Raw genomic sequence first — 16,119 nt, forward strand, 5'->3', positions numbered from 1 at the left:
AGAGCTAATACAGGACAATAGATGAGTCATGTGCTTTGAAAGCAAAAATTATTGATTGGTGGAAAAGAAGTAACTTAGACATCCTCGCGTCAGATTTGAAAATTGGGTATAACCCAGATACTCGAGATATCGTGGAGTGGCTATACTTGTTAGAGAGAGTTGCTACTGAAGCAGAAAAAGTAATTTCCACCGATAAGATGGCAATGTCTAGGTTAGCAAGTGTAGATCCCGGGGCGTATGCACAGGTGATTATAAGTAGACGACAATTTCGCAGGCCCAAAGACCCTGAATCATTTCTTTTCAAGAGTGAGCTTGCTAAGTTTGCCAATCAACAAGTGTTAGGAACAACACTTGTTGTAGACGATCATAGAAGTTGGCATCACTACGTTGAAGGTTATGATTATACGAATAGCACAAAAAGGCTTATGCCAAATTTCAACACTCTGATGGCTCCGTCAACGCATTATTACCAAGAGGACTTTTTTCACGAAGGAGAAAGTGCAGCATATTGTACTCATGAGATGAAGATTTCATAAACCAATGTAAAGACTTTATCGCCCTTGTGATGCCGACGTACCCTACTCTTAAAGTTTCATCGATTTGCATGTTCGCATAGGAGCCTTCTATCTGAGCTGCCTTATAGAGGGCGTTCCTTATTGGGTGTTTTTTAGGGGGCCTAAGATCACCTAGTAATATAACGCACTCTGCTTCTAGCCCTTTGCTTCCGTGTATTGTTAGTTCCTTGAGTATGCCCTGTTCTTTGAGCGAATTAACGGTTTCTTTGAATTCCTCACTATTACCTTGTTTCCACACTGAACGGGAAGTTTTTAAGAGGTACATTGGTTTTTCTGGGGTTGGGTTAAACCTTTTAACTTCATCTCTTAAAACCCGTAAGCAATCATCAAAATTAATTTCAGAAGATCTTTTTCTTTCAATGCCTTTGTAAAAACAGCAATTAGCTTTAAGGTGGGGAAGGCTCTTGCTTTTTGGTCTATATTTTTTCTGTGAACTTATTGTTATTCTATCAATTAATAGCTGGCCGTTCGCAAGGATAAGGCCATCGCTACGATAGTTATTTTCCAGCTTAAGTTTTTTACTCTTTTGAGAAAAATGAAAGCAGTCATCAAAGTTAAGAATGTAGCTTGCTGAGCTACCTCTCCATCCATAAATAGACTGATAGTCATCGCCAACACAAGTGAGTGACCCATCTTTTACTAACGAAATCGAAACCAAATGTGACTTTAAAGCACTTATAAATTTAATTAAGTTCGGAGATATATCCTGAAACTCATCAATCATTAAGTGGCTTAATTTATTGAAGTTTAAGGCGTTATTTTCTCGGTAAACTTGGTTTTTGGAGGAGCCTAATTGAAAGAATATTTCGTCAAATGTAGTAAGATTATTGGCATTAAGCTTGTCGACCCAATAACGATGGAAAGTGCGTGATAATTTTAAAAAACGTAAGTCATTCTCACTTTGTTCTTTGAAAAATACCGTCAGTTCACTATCGCTAAGTTTATATAATGGTTTGCCAATAGAGTATGAAAAATCGATTAGAGTTTTGAATCTCCGGTGTATGGCGGCTGCGCTGTTTGGAGCGTAATCATCTTCGGTATGTAAGTCACCAGCACAAGTATAGGGGAAAACTGGAATAGGCTTATTTTTAGGGCTATTTACGTGTTCACTGGATGCTTCCTCCATAGCCGCAAGTGCTTTTAATTGCCCTACAGTGTAGATAAGCCTGTAGTGATTATCTGGGTTAATGAAGCAGTGTGTCTCTTTGTCATTGGCAAGATAGAAAAGTTTTTTATCTGTGTTTGGTAAGACAGGTTCACCTTCTTTCTTGAACTCTCTTCCTTTTATTGCAAGGCATGCATTAATATTGAGGTTGGGAAAATGGAGTTGATAATTTAGATTAATTTGTCCAATGTTTGTTGTACCAAATTTTTGGTATTTCTCAATAATACTATTGCAACTGCGATGTTTGCTTATCCATTTTTCTAAGCAGTATTCCGTGAACTGTTTATCTAATGCTTCGTTGTAATACTTAAATTGCTCACGTCTTTTGGGGTTTAGTTCCTGTGTCTTTAAGCTATCTTTGTATAACTTTTTTAGATCATGTCTGAAATCTGTATTAAATACGCTTAACTCTCTATAAAGCTCTAATTGAAGTTTTTCAGTCGTAGATACTTCACGTAGTTGGTTCTCGTTTACCTCCATTTGGTTTTCTATGTCTACTCCCTCACTGTCTTCTTCCGATGGTTTCTGGCTATTAAAGTCAAATAGTATTTTTTTATTTTTGTCATTTAACTTAAGGTGCATTTGATATGCTAGAGAGTGAAACGTTCTAACCGTTGATTTTGCTTGATATTCCGTAATGGGATCACCCCATTGTTCAAATCTAAGTTTGAGTTTTTCAATAAAGTCCTTGCGAGATTCTTTAGTAAATGTGCAAACGGTTAGTTCACTGAGTGGGATTTGAAGGTATTTGTTAAAGAAGATTATTCTCAGAATTAACGCCGTTGATTTTCCAGAACCGGCACCTGCTAATACCCGTAGAGCTCGGTTATCGCAGAAAATAATTGCTTCTTGATATTTATCAAAATAGATCTTGTTTTGGTCTTTTTTATCTTTTAGTTCCTCTTGTGCATCAATTTTCTTACAGAATGCCTTAAATTCATTGATAAGTTTTTGAGTTACAGGAAGCTTGTTTGGCGGAACCACTGGAAAGCTCGGTTCTTGCGTGCCACGTTCTTCTTCTATTTTGATGATTTCTTTAAGGTTGAACCCATATTTTTTATCTACGGCTTCTATTCTTTTTATTTGTTCGCAGTAGCTTGAGTTTAGAGCGTTAGAAGCAGATAACTGTTTACTTAGATTTGAAATATCACCTTTTAGCTCATTATTTAAGTTTGCTTGCGCATCTAAATGTAATGCATGCTCATGCTCTTGTTTACTTAAACGATTTTTATATTTTTGTTCTAAGCTATTAACAACAGCTAATGGCATCACATCGAGCTTTGCGTGTACGTTCGCCATGACCGATGCTACTAATTGTTTAATTCGACTAGTCAAAAACTTCCTCTCCTTTGCGAGCTAAATTGATGGTACTTTCAATAATCCTTACGATTTCCATGTGATGTTGATTCAGATCGGTTATCGATTGATTGCTAGGATGCTTTAATGTTTTAGCAATATAGTTTTGGGTACTGGACTTTGGATAAACTTCGTCTCTTCGAAGCCAAGTGCCAGATTGCTCAGCACATTGTTCTAGCAAGCTTTTTAATGATTCAATAGAGATGTGCTGCCCCTTTTCTGGGTATGCAATTAACATTGCAGGGTTATCAAGTTCCAACTACCCCTTCCCATTAGTTGTTGGAGCAATTCGCCTCTCAATTTCAATTACATAAAAGTTAGTGCTATCAGTGGCTATTTCGGCGATTAATGCTCTTCTCAATCGACTATCTGTACTTTCATTTCCTTTTACATAACCTATGTAGCGCCATTTTCGTTTGCGACCAGACTTAGTTAGTGTGTCGGGAAAGAAAGAAAAAATACCTTCAGATTTACCAAAGCTAGGGTTAACAGGAACGAATCGAATTGTTTTAACCCAACTTTTTGTGTTGAGCAGAGCTAGTGATTGTCTAAATGTTGTTAGTCGGCATACAGGGAATGTAAAGACATACCCGTTCGGCTGTACTTGTGTGTTTGGATCTCTGACAAAGCTAATAGGTGCACCATCCCCACTTTGCCAACCATGGCCAGTATTTCCTGACTCAATATTTTCATAGATGGCATTTGCAGAGGGTTCATTAGAGGTTGATGCACCTCGCTTAACTTTACTAATTTGCTTACCTGCTAAACCTGATAGCGGTGCTCTTGGCCTTGCAGCCACATTCAAACTTTCAAAATTGCTACTAGGTTCTTCCGCTGGAGCTAAGTTTAGTGTGCTGCTAGCTCTTGGAACTTTTTTATGAGATCTGTGTGATACTGATTTTGATTTACTAGCTGTGGTGCTGCTTCGGTTTAGAGAACCTGGGTTATCTCTATCGATAAGTAGAGAGTCAAATGGGTATCTTGCAGTGCAATCGAGAATTTCAAATACGATGAACGAAGGAGTACCTCTATCACAAGGGAGGTGTTTACCTCTAACGGTGAGATTCGTTGTATCTGAAAATGGGAATTTGGTTTTTGGTGTTGTCGGCCATTGATTTGATTTACATATAGATAGATGATCACTCACCATTGAGTAAGCGTTACGGGCATTTAGATCCCATGCAATTCTAGCAATCTCAGAAGCCCCTATATCGTAAGTCCACTTTTTTAAATGTATTCGGCCAAGCCCTGAGTCTAGTTTGCTTTTATTTGAGTCATATAAGGTATCCAGTTGTATTCCAAATTGAAATAATTGTGTAAAAAGGAATGGGCAGCTTGAGAAATATCTTTGTAAAAGTACCCAATGTGGGAATACAAGTTGGGTTCCTGTCTTTAACTGGAGAACTTCACAAAAAACGTTGGTTGCTTTTCCATGGTATGGATGGCGGTCGAAAGGGATGAGGTAATGACCATCGTCTTTTTTGTAGCTAGCTCTATAAGTGATGGTTTTCTGGCTAGATATATGGACTGGGCCTGTTGTGAGAGTGTTGTATTCAGGCGTCATCACGTACTCTCCTTGCCTCCAAATATCTCCTATTTGTAGCTTGAGAAGGTACTCAACAGGAAAAGTAACTTTCCTTTGCTCTCTATATGCCGTAGCAGACTTATAGTTTAGATTTGTTTTCCATGGAGAAGAGTGAAGTCTTGAAAGGTATATATCTACAAGAGGCTGACTTCTTCGGTTACCAGTTTTATCGAAGTGCGATAGGTTTCCAAACCAATCGACGCGCCAGTAGTTATCATCATGATTTGTTAGCTCTTGAATATTTACACTCGGCATATGGGCTTTGTTTAGCGTTCAAATACATATGATGAACCTACCACTCATAAGTCATTACACTAGAATTATGTAATCGCACAATATTGTTTTTTATGCACTTGATCTCACTTTTTAGACAGTGTGCTTTAGAAGTCAGCGAGAGTAACTAGGCCCGTATGCTGTTAGTAGACAAAATTGGGTCTGAGTGAAAATAATCTGGGCAGAAAAGGATCTAACCCAGATATAGTTTGACACGTATCGAATGTCCTAGAGCTGAAACTAAAAACCTTGATTACGCTTTAGTGCGACAATCTCAAGCTTTTTCCGGTATATGCTTATTGAATGGTCAGAGAGAAACTTCTTGTAGGGGAGCTTACCGATCAAGACTGCTTTTAACCTGAACAAGAAAGATACTGAATAAAGCAATTGCACATCTTCATACTCCCCTTTCTTGCAATTTGTTAGGTAGCGCATATTTCCACCATGAATATAGCCGCTAAACTTCTCCAATAAGAATTCTTTAGCCTTGGTACCAATCCATGGGATAAAACCAACTCCCGTACTAAGGACACCAATTGTTACCCCATTTGGTGGTAGCATAGTCACGGAGTCAGCTGCGTTAACAATGCGATAAATAGGTGTTTTTATTGTAGCAATCCATTCTTTGTCACCCACTCTTGGTGCCCCAAATGTGTAGCAGGCTGCAATACCATATTTGAACTTTAGTCTTTTAGCAGCGATTGTCGCTAATGCACCACCTAGGCTGTGACCCGTAATAAATAAAGGTTTGCTTTCAGCCAACTCATTAAGAGCAGCATTGAGTTTTTCTTGTACGGATTCAAAAGCTTCATGAAAGCCTTCATGAACCTTACCTGAAGTTTTGCATTTAATTATCGTAGCTTTGGCGTCAGACTTAATATCATTGAGGCTTGTGGCCTCCGTTCCTCTGAATGCCAGTACGTAAGAGATTGGTGTTTCTACCAAGATTGCTTGGGTACCTAGTTCTGTATCAAAGGTTTGTACTAATTTTGACTCATTCAGAGTGCTTAGTTCATTAACTAATTTAGTTTTTTCCTCCTCATGATCCCATAGCAAACCTTCTATTATAGATATCGCTTTTAGTGTATTTGAGGTTGTTGATTCATCTATAAGTCTCTTCAGAGCTTCATCCAAACCAATCTTTTGTAGTTTGCTCGGTAGTGCTGGATTAAACCGTAAATACGCCAGTTCTGAAAAAGCAGCCATTAGCCAAGCTGTCCTATCGCTGTATGCTTGACGATAACTTGGTAAGTCCAGTGCCAATAAAGTTGTTTTTTTATCTACTTCCGTACTGACGTTATTTAATGCACTCATATTCAACCATCTATTTTGCAATTGCATTCATATTGGAATAACATTTAACCAGCCATTCGGCATTCTTGCAATTAATCATTTAATTATATGGAAGTTAATAAATGCGCATATTTTTAACAGCATTCCTTATACTCCTAGCTGGTTGTGCTCAAGTACCAACTCAATCTGTAGAGCTTTCGGCAACAGTGGGACGTGATATTGAAAAAATGCATAAAGCTCATGTTCAGACCATAAGTATTTTGTATTCACGAATGAGAGCAGATGTAAACGAGTTTATAGATGATGTCTATATGCCTTATGCCATCAAAGAAGCGATTAAGAAAGACCGCATTCGACAAGTTAATGGAAGCGTTTCTTTTATCAATATGATCTCCATAGGGCTATCTGCATCAGCAAGCTCAAAGCAGCAAGAGGACGCTATTGGTGCAATGGAAATTCTTGTTTCCCAAGTCACCCAGTCTGTTGAGCGGCAACGTAAGCTATTACTTGATAGTTTAAATGATCAGGAACGGACGCTATTGGCTTCAACTAATCGATCATATTTAGCCATTCATCAAGCCAATTCAATTGTAACAGGCCACCTATCTTCTATTGCTCAAGTGCATGACGCTCAAAATGAATTATTGAGTGAGATCGGTGTTGAAACTGATGTAGGTAATTTTATCGCAGCTAAGCTGGCAACTGCTTCTGATGAAATTGCAGAGCTAACTAATAAAAGTCAGAAAAAACTAGATGACATTGGTGGTGTAGAAGGTGCAAAGGAAAAGCTTCAAAATGCTATCGAAAAGTTAAATGTTAAATAATAAAAGGCTATTAAAATGAGCAATTTAGAGGATTTGGAAAAGTTACTTAGCGATGACTTCGCTGTAATAGAAGAAACATTCAATGGTAGATATGGGACTGAACTTACGAGGCTGTCAGGGCTTTCAATTTCAGACCTGCAACAAGTCCATTCAGAGGTTAATGTTGTTGAATATGAGAAACTGAAGGCGGTTGTCCTAAGAGCATCACAGCAAAACCTCAGTCAGGCAGAGTTAAAAAATCGTATACAAGCGCTAGGTAATACAGCTGTAAAGATAGCAAAAATTGTTGACATAATTGTTTAACCGCGGCAGGAATATTATTCCTACAGAAGTGGACCCCAATGGTTGGACACATAAGCTAACTTCTTAAGTGATTGATACAGCTCATGCAGCGTATCTCTGCCTACCAAAGTAGGCTTCATCAGGGGTGAGGTCATTGAGTCCCTGATGGTTACGCTCCTCATTATAAAACACCATGTAGTGACCGATTTCAAGCTCTGCTTCTCGGGGCGTGGTGTAAGCTTTTAAGTAAACCTCCTCATATTTCAGGCTTCTCCATAATCGCTCGATGAAAACATTGTCGACCCAGCGTCCTTTCCCATCCATACTTATCCTGACTCCATGGTCGATTAGCTTCTGTGTGAATTCGGTGCTGGTAAACTGACTGCCTTGATCTGAGTTGAAGATATCTGGCGGCCCATAATGTTTAAGCGCGTCTTCAAGGGCTTCAATACAAAAGCTCGTGTCCATCGTGTTGGATAGCCGCCAAGACAGCACCTTTCGGCTATACCAGTCGATAATGGCGACTAAATACAGGAATCCCTTAGCCATCGGGATATACGTTATGTCAATCGCCCAAGCTTGGTTCGGGTAAGTGACTTCGATATCACGCAAAAGGTAGGGATAAACCTTGTGTGCTTTGTTCGCCAGGGTTGTCCGAGGTTTGAGGTAAATAGCCCCAATGCCCATGTCTCGCATGAGCCGAACGACACGTTTACGATTTACGTTCTGGCCTTTTTTAGCCAACTCATTTCGAATACGTCTGCTCCCCATGAACGGATACTGAAGGTGAATTTCGTCAATCATGCGGCGTAGTTCAATCTCTTCAGCAGAGAGTCCTATGGGTTGATAGTAAGCAGTAGAGCGAGCAATACTGAGCAGCTCACACTGGCGCTTTATTGGTAATTGGGTGGATTTAACCAGCGAGCTCTTTCGCTGGGCTCGGTCTAACGACCGAGCACTTTGGCCAAAAAATCACTTTCCCCCTATTCCTGATTTCTCTTGATTTCGGCTCTACGCTGACCATCAACACCATTATCTTGGCTATTAGGTTCTAGCTCTACATAGTCAACTGAATGATGCTTATTATGGAAATCTTGCAAAGGCTTTATCGCATCTTCAGCACTCACTTTCGTTAGCTCGATACCAGCAATTATTTTTTTGTCCGACATAACTTTCCCCTCGTTAATCGAATTCACCACGTAATAGCCCATCACTATCGGTATGAGTTCCACCATCACCACCATCAAAACGACCTTCTATTTCGGCTACAACTAAATAGCCTCATAGCGCCCCTTGCCATCATCAATGCGAAGTGAGCCACTACCCGAACCACCGAAAATCGTTAAGCCCAAAGCCTCTGCTTGCTTTGCATATCTGGTTAAACCTTTGGCGATACGCCTAACTTCTTTGGGGTCTAACTCTGCTGCAATACACTCATCTTCATGCTCGTAAGACATAGCTATCTTTTCCCTCTTTACATCAAATTCAGTTGTGGAAACATTTCATTTAGCTTTCTAGCGGCATTTAATGGAAAATTCAGATTCATTCGCACTAAACCATTAGGGTGTCGTGAACTTACGATGAAAGTGGCTGATTTCATGTCTTCAGCATCAAAACTAGCATCAACACTTAACTTTGCTGCGCTAGGTGGAAAGTGAATTTGAGCACCACTTATAATTATTTCGTATGTGTCTTTAGTGACACAATAAATATTGAAAGAGGTTTCTTTTGATTTAAATTCAAACCCCGTCATTGCGCTAATAGTTACATCGTACATCGCCATTTTCCCTTATTTTTTAACCCAAATTGATAAACGTGTCGCGTTAAGCAATAGAGCCGACGGAATTACCGACATATAAGCGAACTCTTTAATGGCTTCTGGAACGTTGACACCGAAACCACGCAACGTCACGACGATGATGAATATCAGTATGAAAAGACCGCATACTTTGCGTGTTCTAGGGCTTAATTCGTAGTCTGTTATCTGAATTTGTTTTTGATCTTCCACGCTTTTCCCTCTAGATTTCGTTGTATTCAGATTTGATGCGTTGAGCTATCGCTTTCAGTTCGAACTCGACTTCAAATAGGTAGTTATTGTCACGACGATTAATCACTGGTGAACGCTCCACGTTGCGGTTCAAAATCTTTGCAGCTCGCAATAACAACCACGCTTCATAGTGTTTTTTAAACCAGTTTTTCATCGTGATTTTCCCTCTAAGTTCTGTTGTTTGGCGATTTAGCAATGTCTGACGATTGATTCATACAATCCATAGCCTGTTCCATCGAAAAATCATACTCACTCATTAGTTGCTGTAGCTTGTCGAATGTAGCACTTGCTCTTTCTGCTCCCTTTGGTGAATTTTCACCAACCATTTGCTGACTCTGCCACTTTGCATTTTGAACAATACAAGCTTTCATTTGGTCAGAAGTTTTCGCTATCGCGCTCGATGCAATAAACGTTAAAACCACTGTTGTAATTAGCTTTTTCATAGACTGATTTACCCCCTAAGAAACGGAACGGTAGAAAGGCCATTGTTGAGTAGCCAATTTTTGATTTCATCTTCGGTTAAGTGAGGCTCTACAATAGCCCAACGGAAGCCTTGTTTAGACCATTTACCACCCGCGCCTTTGAATTCAACATCGTCAACATAAACAACCACGATTTCGTTACCATCCGCTGTTTTTTGTGGGTAGCGTTCGATATTATCACTGGTGCGAATAGTCAAACTCTCGTTATACATATAAGTATCTGTAATCACGTTAATTTCCCCTCATTCTTCGATGTATTTGGTTAATGGATTGAAAACGCAGGTATTTGCCGCATCAACCTGTCTAACAAGTAATATCTCAGGACTACTCATTACAGCAAAGCTATTCCAAGTAGGCATAACAAAACTGATAATTTTCATAGGCAACAAACTCGCGTAATCGCGCCATGTGTATTCCGTTCCATCGCAATTTTTCTGTATAGCCAAATCTAATTCTTGATATTCGGTCATACCGAAAGTCTCAGAGTCTTCAAGTATCGCTTTTAGCTTTTCACGAATAGGGGCAGGGAAAAGTTCTTCGCTCATACGATAAGCTTCATGGACTGTAATCATTCCATCTTCACGGCTATCACACCCCGAAAGGAGAACAGTCGTCATCAAAGCTATTATTAATTTCTTCATTCTTTCCCCTCTAAAAATAGGATAGAGCAATCGGCCAAAACAGGGCGTTTAACAAAACAGCAAGGCTATATAGCACAACAGCTCTTTTCTTTCGCAGCCCCACAAACATAAGCAGACACCCGCTTATTGAAGCCAGCAACACCGAAGCTTCAAAACCAAGCAATGCACTGAACGTTGAATAGAAAATCCGAATGTTTTCAATCACGCTAATTTCCCTCTAAGTTTCATTTACTAAACGCGCTTCACTTTTTTCTGCATCTAGTCGTAGTTTTTTGGCGAGCTTTTCTGCTTCTGAGCAAAGCAGATCGAAATCTTCCGGTTCATTTTCGAAAGTCTCTGAGCTACTTGCTCCTGTAGCCTGATCTTCAATCCATGCCGCAGCATGAAGTAAAACCTTTACTCTTGCTTCTCTGCGTTCTCGGCTAAGTTTCGGCATTCTTTTCCCCGTTGCTAAGCAGTCGGCTGCAAATCAGTTTCTTTATCAATCAGTCTGAACTCACGCACCGTGATTGGCTGATTGTCGCTCAGAGAGATAAATGCGACTTCTTGTCCACCTTCATACACGACGAACTTTGCATAACACTCACAACCATCAAGAGTTTTAACGCAGTATGTTTTACCTGCAATAAGCTCTGAGTGCTTACAAGAATCTAAGTATTCTATCCAATCAAAAACCATCGTTTTTTCCCTCGTTACTTGGTTAATGGTACAAGTTCAGCACGAAAAGGCTTTTCGACTTGGATCAGCTTGCCTTGCTCTTTGAAAGCCAAATTCATGTACTGGCGATCAAAATATTGCTCAACTGCCGGACTCCAAAACGCTGCATCCTCTGGCGCGTTTGCTTTGATTTCTTCAATGTCCATAAGACTTATTTTCCCTGCTATTTAGTTAAACGCTCAATAACCATTGCTAAAATCGCTGCGCGTCCTGCATGGTTGGTTTTATTCATTGCTTTGCGTATTGGCTTTACAAGTTCGTCAATATGACTATTCAAAGGTCGCTCTTTTGCTCTCTTGAACATAGCAGCTTGAGTTTGCGCTTCTTTTTCAAGTATTAGCATTTCTCTATCAAAACCATCTATTGTGTATGGTCTAACGGGAACAGCGTCAGCAAATGAAACCGTATCTATTTCATTAGAATCTGGATCAATAGTTCCTGTGCCAGAATGTATCCAACCTGTAGAAAGTCGCGCTTTTGAACGTGGCTTTTTGAATAGCGTGTAATGGCTTGTAAGCGGTTCACCATCGACAACAGGGCAAACCATAGCGACTAATGTTGAACCATTTAAACGCTCTCCCATGTAGGCGTATGTAATCGGTTTTTCTTCTGCTACTTGCTCTGCCATAGACCTAATTTCCCTTACTTGGTAAGCGGTACAAGTTCACCGCGAAACTGCTGTTCAACTTGGATCAGCTTGCCTTGTTCTTTGAAAGCCAAATTCATGTACTGACAATCAAAATATTGTTCAACTGCCGGACTCCAAAACGCTGCATCTTCTGGCGCGTTTGCTTTTATTTGTTCAATATCCATAAGCCTGATTTTCCCTCTCTAACTGAATCGAGGCTTTAGAGCCGCGATCTCTTGTTCGTTTTCGACTTCCAGACCTAGCCCCCAACGCGCTTTATCAACAACATCTTGGTTAAGTAAATGCCACTTTCGTAAATGTAATCGAGAGCATTGGCCAAGCGTTCATTTTCAGCATCTAAGCGATCTGCTTTTTCCAGTTTTTTAACTAAACCTTCTGCGATAGCGTAATCGTCAATGATTCCTACTATGGCGTTAGTTTTAAGATCGCAAATACGGTGATAACCGTTTGGGTGCATTCCGTCATCGTTATTGCTTACAATGAAATAGCGAGATTCTTGACTGGTATCCATAACGAACTAACCTTAATTTGATTGGTTGGTAGAGATTGACTTAATCGATAGCAACGAAGCTACTGATTTAAGTAAATCAATCTCGCTATTCAGCGAATCACATTTGTTTAAAATAGAGTCGTAATCTTCACCAACGTTACTTATTAGCTTCTCTAGTCGAACCATTTTCTTTAGCTTCGTGTTAGCCGCCTTTTGATCACCAATTTTTAAATCTATAGCCGCCTCTACTCGACCTAGTTGATAATAGAAATCCGTGGACTTTGCTTGGCTATACCAGATGGCTTCGGCTTCTTGAAGCTCAGCCAATTTGGCCTCACGATCTTTAATGGCTTTTTCTGTAGCCGTAATCGCCGGACTATAAGCATTAAATGGTTTTGCCACGACCTTTCCCTCAAAGATCGATTAATTGTTTCAACTTCTTCTCAAGTACCTGCTTGCTTTGCATATCTAGTTAAACCTTTGGCGATACGCCTAACTTCTTTGGGGTCTAACTCTGCTGCAATACATTCATCTTCATGCTCGTAAGACATAGCTACCTTTTCCACTCATATCTCTAAATCTCCATATAGATTTAAATAATTAAATGTCATGACATTTATTATACATATAGGTGTATAAAAAGCAAACACCTTGACTTAAAAAACGTCATGACACAAAATAAAACTCATGACTACAGAGAAGCGACAACGAGGACGCCCTAAGCAGGACGTTACTCTAGATAAAAAACAAGAAATACGGTGTACAGAGGATGATAAAGCGCTGTGGAAACATGCGGCTGAAAATCATGATTCTGTCAGTGATTGGGCTAGAGAAGTCCTTACACGTAGTGCAAAGAGGACAATAAAAAAAGATGGCTCAACTAAGGATTAACGGAAACGTCCGTATTGGTCATGTATATGACTGTAATTTCGGACAGTTCAAGAAACAAGGTGGTGGTACTACCGTTCGTAGGGATGAGGCTCTTATAGATTATAACTATCGAATCCCAAACGAAATTATTAAGACAAGACTTGTTGTTGTCATAGGTAAGCATCGAGGGGCTTATATTGTTGTACCTATTAGCGCAACCAAGGAAGAAGCAAAAAAAAGAGAGAAAGAACCAGAGTTTCAAGGTTTCCATGTCAAATTAGAGCACACAGATATACCAACCACGCCCCGCTATCCATATGGAGTTGATCGTTGGGCTTTGTGTAACCTTGTAACCACTATTGACGGAGGGCGGCTGCAAGACCTTTACCACTCTGAAGAAAAGTGTTTGTTGCAGGCTCAGAAGGTTTGTGACGATACCTTGGATAAAATCAGGAAAGGCGTTGTGATTGCTATTGGCTTAAGGGATTGGCTTAATGACACTATTAGTGTTACTAAGCCTATTGACGTCACCGTCAAATACCCCTAATATAACCATACAGCCGCAAGGCAAGTTTAAATTTTAGCCGCAAGGCAAGTTTCGGAAAGCCTCGTCTTTAGACGGGGCTTTTTCGTATCTGCACTCTAGCTGCTCCAACCGTTTAGGCTTGAAAATGGTCAAGAAACCCCCATATTTCAACAGTCCTTGTAACCAATCATTCCGCTATGCAGATTCAAAAAGATTTTGAGTACTATCACTGTTTACACCGTACCGTGACCAATGCCTTGCTTCATTTGTTACTTCAAGTATCAGCTAGTCCACGTTTTGTCCCAACAGCCAAGCGTAACGAAATACTGGTGAAATTCTTAAAGGCCAAGGCAAAAGACAAAGACTTAGCCACTATCAAAAAAGACATCAAATTGATGCTCAACATAGCCCGAACTCGTAATGGCAATCTTGAGTTGAGGCTGTATCAGCTCAACGAGAAAGCCAATAACACTCAAGTGGCGGGAGCGGAAAAATTGTACTCACTTCTTACTTATTTGTACGATGAGCATGGAATTGAATCTCGGTTGTTTGAAGAGGGAAACGAACCGGAGCCGGAAATTCTATATATGCTAGGGGATCACATAGAACATTGTTTTAATACCGATAACCAACAAATCGCGCCTCTCTCGATGCTGATTCAATCAGAATCAGCACCACAATTAGAAGCGATTATCAAACAGCAAGGTTGGTTCTCGGCTGAAATGAAGGAGTGGAACGAGGCCACATATCAGGCGCACCTTGTCCTACACCCTAACTCATAACGCAATTTCTGAAGCACTCATTAGTTGTTCGTCGGATACATCTATATACTCAATTGTCATGCTTGGCTCTGAGTGTCCTAAAGCCCTCTGAATGGCACTTAAATCAACCCCTTGAGCATTCATGTTAGTTCCATAAGATCTACGCCCAGTGTGGCTACTACAGCCCTTGAGGCCAGTTCTTTTATAAATATTTCTAACCATTAATTCGAGGACATCACATGCTGAATAGTCCACTCGCTCACCCGCTTGGTTGATGCGGGTTTTACGCTTCATCGAATAGCTACGACCTCGGTTATTGAGAACCAATTTACTTAGCGGGTTTAACCCCTGATAGCTATCATCAAAAGTAGTCGCCCAATTACGCGCTTTGCGGTAATCAATCCATTCTTGATTTGTTTTAATAGGTGAGAGCGAAAAAGATAAGTCGGTTTTAGTCTTTTAACGGGAGGGAATGTATCCCACGCTAAGTTCTTATCTTCAAGGAATTGATAATATGCGTAAAGAGCTTGAGCGCAGGGATTAAGGTCTTTAGCATCCTTAACTGCTTTTTGGTAAAAAAGATAACTATTGGCTTCGTGGTTGAATGAACCATCACCACTGAACAGAGTTGGGAGAGTACCAATATTTCCCTTAACAGGAGAGCATTGGTAGGTATTGTCACTGATTGATAGTTCTGTCTGTTTATAGACATTGCTTGATTGTATGAGGTACATATTTTCCCTACGAATTAACACCAATGAATTGTTGCATTGTTACTACAGCTTTTTGCCAATCATTCGCTACCACTTCTTGACCATTCGACAAGTAGTAATCAGCATTCACTTGAGCACCTAAGCCAATAAGTGGCATCAAACCAATATCAGGTTTTGCTTCTTTTCGAGCTGTCATTACATCAACAACCGGAGCGCTCCACCAAAGTAATTCACCATCGAATTCTTGATATCGCTTGGAATTGAAACCATCTCTATGAATCACACTAATTATTAGTCATGATTTTTTTCGTAAGATCTCATCAGCTTTAACGTCATAAAGAGTAGGTTTTTTCGGGTAGCCAAATGTTTGCGGTCCCGAAATTAATATCATGCAAACTAGACCTACTGCGGCGCTAAGCATTAAAAGAGGGTCGATGTACCAGCTAATGACAAAAATGAGAGTTGTAATTATAAGAATTATGGGTAATACCGTGCAAAGCCATCTACGTATTTCTACCTTCCATTCATTGATCCTATGATTTAACTCGTTGTTATTTTGGTTCTTCATGCCTTTTCCCTACTTGTCCGAATTAGTTAAACCCTGCATATCTGAAAAGATTTTCAGGTCAGCAAAATCGCTATTATCAATTCCCAAGAAAAAGCTTCCGGTGCAACTTCCGTCTTTGTCGATCAAAGAAACTTGTCCCTCTGGGTTTACTGGTTCTTTTTCAAACTGCAATGAATGAAATGAGAACGTTGCTACTACTTCTTTGGAGTGCTTAAGCATGATTGAAACATGCTTATACTTAATGATCCCCGTAGCTTCATTGCCAATGGCAAAAACAAACGATGGTTTTTCTGCTGGCATGA

The 16,119-nt window shown here is 40.0% G+C and carries 27 protein-coding genes and 2 pseudogenes; 4 read left to right on the top strand and 25 right to left on the bottom strand.

Annotated features, from left to right (window positions below):
- Positions 1-435 precede the first annotated feature (435 nt).
- From BLO31_RS02435 to BLO31_RS02450, 4 genes are all read right to left on the bottom strand, one after another.
- Complete coding sequence (locus tag BLO31_RS02435) at positions 436-3,075, bottom strand: UvrD-helicase domain-containing protein (protein ID WP_070962726.1); 2,640 nt, start codon at positions 3,073-3,075, stop codon at positions 436-438.
- On the bottom strand, positions 3,068-3,355 hold the full coding sequence (locus tag BLO31_RS02440) for a hypothetical protein (protein WP_070962727.1): 288 nt from the start codon (positions 3,353-3,355) through the stop codon (positions 3,068-3,070). Before BLO31_RS02440 ends, BLO31_RS02435 begins: the two co-directional genes overlap by 8 nt.
- On the bottom strand, positions 3,356-4,936 hold the full coding sequence (locus BLO31_RS02445) for a hypothetical protein (RefSeq protein WP_070962728.1): 1,581 nt from the start codon (positions 4,934-4,936) through the stop codon (positions 3,356-3,358).
- 258 nt (positions 4,937-5,194) lie between these two features.
- Positions 5,195-6,268, bottom strand: a complete 1,074-nt coding sequence (locus BLO31_RS02450; protein ID WP_070962729.1) for a lipase family protein — start codon at positions 6,266-6,268, stop codon at positions 5,195-5,197.
- Positions 6,269-6,369: 101 nt separating this feature from the next.
- Here BLO31_RS02450 and BLO31_RS02455 point away from each other — a divergent pair, with 101 nt between their 5' ends.
- Both BLO31_RS02455 and BLO31_RS02460 read left to right on the top strand, forming a co-directional pair.
- Positions 6,370-7,071, top strand: a complete 702-nt coding sequence (locus tag BLO31_RS02455; protein ID WP_070962730.1) for a hypothetical protein — start codon at positions 6,370-6,372, stop codon at positions 7,069-7,071.
- Between the two features lie 15 nt (positions 7,072-7,086).
- Positions 7,087-7,374, top strand: coding sequence for a hypothetical protein (locus BLO31_RS02460; RefSeq protein ID WP_070962731.1), 288 nt, complete (start codon positions 7,087-7,089; stop codon positions 7,372-7,374).
- An 81-nt stretch (positions 7,375-7,455) separates the two neighbouring features.
- Here the strand turns inward: BLO31_RS02460 and BLO31_RS02465 are convergent.
- The 17 genes and pseudogenes from BLO31_RS02465 to BLO31_RS02530 all read right to left on the bottom strand — a co-directional run.
- Positions 7,456-8,325, bottom strand: a pseudogene (locus BLO31_RS02465) (IS3 family transposase); the annotation flags it as partial.
- A gap of 11 nt (positions 8,326-8,336) precedes the next feature.
- Positions 8,337-8,597, bottom strand: coding sequence for a hypothetical protein (locus BLO31_RS02470; RefSeq protein ID WP_175443160.1), 261 nt, complete (start codon positions 8,595-8,597; stop codon positions 8,337-8,339).
- Positions 8,598-8,624: 27 nt separating this feature from the next.
- A complete protein-coding gene (locus tag BLO31_RS02475) occupies positions 8,625-8,810 on the bottom strand; it encodes a hypothetical protein (protein ID WP_217495096.1) in 186 nt (61 codons plus the stop codon).
- A gap of 17 nt (positions 8,811-8,827) precedes the next feature.
- Positions 8,828-9,130, bottom strand: coding sequence for a hypothetical protein (locus tag BLO31_RS02480; RefSeq protein WP_245688362.1), 303 nt, complete (start codon positions 9,128-9,130; stop codon positions 8,828-8,830).
- Positions 9,131-9,142: 12 nt separating this feature from the next.
- On the bottom strand, positions 9,143-9,361 hold the full coding sequence (locus BLO31_RS02485) for a hypothetical protein (RefSeq protein WP_070962735.1): 219 nt from the start codon (positions 9,359-9,361) through the stop codon (positions 9,143-9,145).
- Between the two features lie 10 nt (positions 9,362-9,371).
- Complete coding sequence (locus BLO31_RS02490; RefSeq protein WP_070962736.1) at positions 9,372-9,554, bottom strand: hypothetical protein; 183 nt, start codon at positions 9,552-9,554, stop codon at positions 9,372-9,374.
- Between the two features lie 13 nt (positions 9,555-9,567).
- Positions 9,568-9,843 carry a hypothetical protein gene (locus tag BLO31_RS02495; protein ID WP_070962737.1) on the bottom strand — a complete coding sequence of 92 codons (276 nt, stop codon included), beginning with the start codon at positions 9,841-9,843 and terminating at the stop codon, positions 9,568-9,570.
- A gap of 8 nt (positions 9,844-9,851) precedes the next feature.
- Positions 9,852-10,112: a hypothetical protein gene (locus BLO31_RS02500; RefSeq protein ID WP_245688364.1), complete on the bottom strand. Its 261-nt coding sequence runs from the start codon at positions 10,110-10,112 to the stop codon at positions 9,852-9,854.
- A gap of 12 nt (positions 10,113-10,124) precedes the next feature.
- On the bottom strand, positions 10,125-10,523 hold the full coding sequence (locus BLO31_RS02505) for a putative periplasmic lipoprotein (protein ID WP_070962739.1): 399 nt from the start codon (positions 10,521-10,523) through the stop codon (positions 10,125-10,127).
- 10 nt (positions 10,524-10,533) lie between these two features.
- Positions 10,534-10,728, bottom strand: coding sequence for a hypothetical protein (locus BLO31_RS23390; RefSeq protein WP_139158918.1), 195 nt, complete (start codon positions 10,726-10,728; stop codon positions 10,534-10,536).
- A gap of 12 nt (positions 10,729-10,740) precedes the next feature.
- The gene (locus BLO31_RS02510; protein ID WP_070962740.1) at positions 10,741-10,959 is read right to left on the bottom strand and encodes a hypothetical protein; all 219 of its coding nucleotides are present in this window, start codon (positions 10,957-10,959) and stop codon (positions 10,741-10,743) included.
- A gap of 14 nt (positions 10,960-10,973) precedes the next feature.
- Positions 10,974-11,201: a hypothetical protein gene (locus BLO31_RS02515; RefSeq protein WP_070962741.1), complete on the bottom strand. Its 228-nt coding sequence runs from the start codon at positions 11,199-11,201 to the stop codon at positions 10,974-10,976.
- A gap of 14 nt (positions 11,202-11,215) precedes the next feature.
- Positions 11,216-11,386 (bottom strand): hypothetical protein, encoded by a 171-nt coding sequence (locus BLO31_RS23695; protein WP_175443161.1) that lies wholly within the window; start codon positions 11,384-11,386, stop codon positions 11,216-11,218.
- 17 nt (positions 11,387-11,403) lie between these two features.
- Positions 11,404-11,868, bottom strand: a complete 465-nt coding sequence (locus BLO31_RS02520; protein WP_070962742.1) for a hypothetical protein — start codon at positions 11,866-11,868, stop codon at positions 11,404-11,406.
- Between the two features lie 14 nt (positions 11,869-11,882).
- Positions 11,883-12,053, bottom strand: coding sequence for a hypothetical protein (locus BLO31_RS23700; RefSeq protein ID WP_175443162.1), 171 nt, complete (start codon positions 12,051-12,053; stop codon positions 11,883-11,885).
- 74 nt (positions 12,054-12,127) lie between these two features.
- Positions 12,128-12,400: a hypothetical protein gene (locus BLO31_RS02525; protein ID WP_070962743.1), complete on the bottom strand. Its 273-nt coding sequence runs from the start codon at positions 12,398-12,400 to the stop codon at positions 12,128-12,130.
- Positions 12,401-12,412: 12 nt separating this feature from the next.
- Positions 12,413-12,781 (bottom strand): hypothetical protein, encoded by a 369-nt coding sequence (locus tag BLO31_RS02530; protein WP_070962744.1) that lies wholly within the window; start codon positions 12,779-12,781, stop codon positions 12,413-12,415.
- Positions 12,782-13,250: 469 nt separating this feature from the next.
- On the opposite strand from BLO31_RS02530, the gene BLO31_RS02540 reads away from it, so the two are divergent.
- Both BLO31_RS02540 and BLO31_RS02545 read left to right on the top strand, forming a co-directional pair.
- Complete coding sequence (locus BLO31_RS02540) at positions 13,251-13,796, top strand: type II toxin-antitoxin system PemK/MazF family toxin (protein ID WP_070962746.1); 546 nt, start codon at positions 13,251-13,253, stop codon at positions 13,794-13,796.
- 176 nt (positions 13,797-13,972) lie between these two features.
- The gene (locus tag BLO31_RS02545; RefSeq protein ID WP_070962747.1) at positions 13,973-14,557 is read left to right on the top strand and encodes a DUF2913 family protein; all 585 of its coding nucleotides are present in this window, start codon (positions 13,973-13,975) and stop codon (positions 14,555-14,557) included.
- On the opposite strand, the gene BLO31_RS24230 is transcribed toward BLO31_RS02545, so the two are convergent.
- The 4 genes and pseudogenes from BLO31_RS24230 to BLO31_RS23705 form a co-directional block, all read right to left on the bottom strand.
- Positions 14,552-14,830 (bottom strand): tyrosine-type recombinase/integrase, encoded by a 279-nt coding sequence (locus tag BLO31_RS24230; protein ID WP_342668955.1) that lies wholly within the window; start codon positions 14,828-14,830, stop codon positions 14,552-14,554. The genes BLO31_RS02545 and BLO31_RS24230 overlap by 6 nt on opposite strands.
- Before the next feature lie 107 nt (positions 14,831-14,937).
- A pseudogene (locus tag BLO31_RS24235) lies at positions 14,938-15,270 on the bottom strand (site-specific integrase); the annotation flags it as partial.
- A 7-nt stretch (positions 15,271-15,277) separates the two neighbouring features.
- Complete coding sequence (locus tag BLO31_RS23395) at positions 15,278-15,532, bottom strand: hypothetical protein (protein ID WP_245688365.1); 255 nt, start codon at positions 15,530-15,532, stop codon at positions 15,278-15,280.
- A gap of 294 nt (positions 15,533-15,826) precedes the next feature.
- Positions 15,827-16,119, bottom strand: a 293-nt coding sequence (locus BLO31_RS23705; protein WP_070962748.1) for a hypothetical protein, incomplete at its 5' end; no start/stop codon positions are given.

This window comes from Vibrio sonorensis (assembly GCF_001854765.1).
In the GTDB taxonomy this organism is placed as follows: domain Bacteria; phylum Pseudomonadota; class Gammaproteobacteria; order Enterobacterales; family Vibrionaceae; genus Vibrio; species Vibrio sonorensis.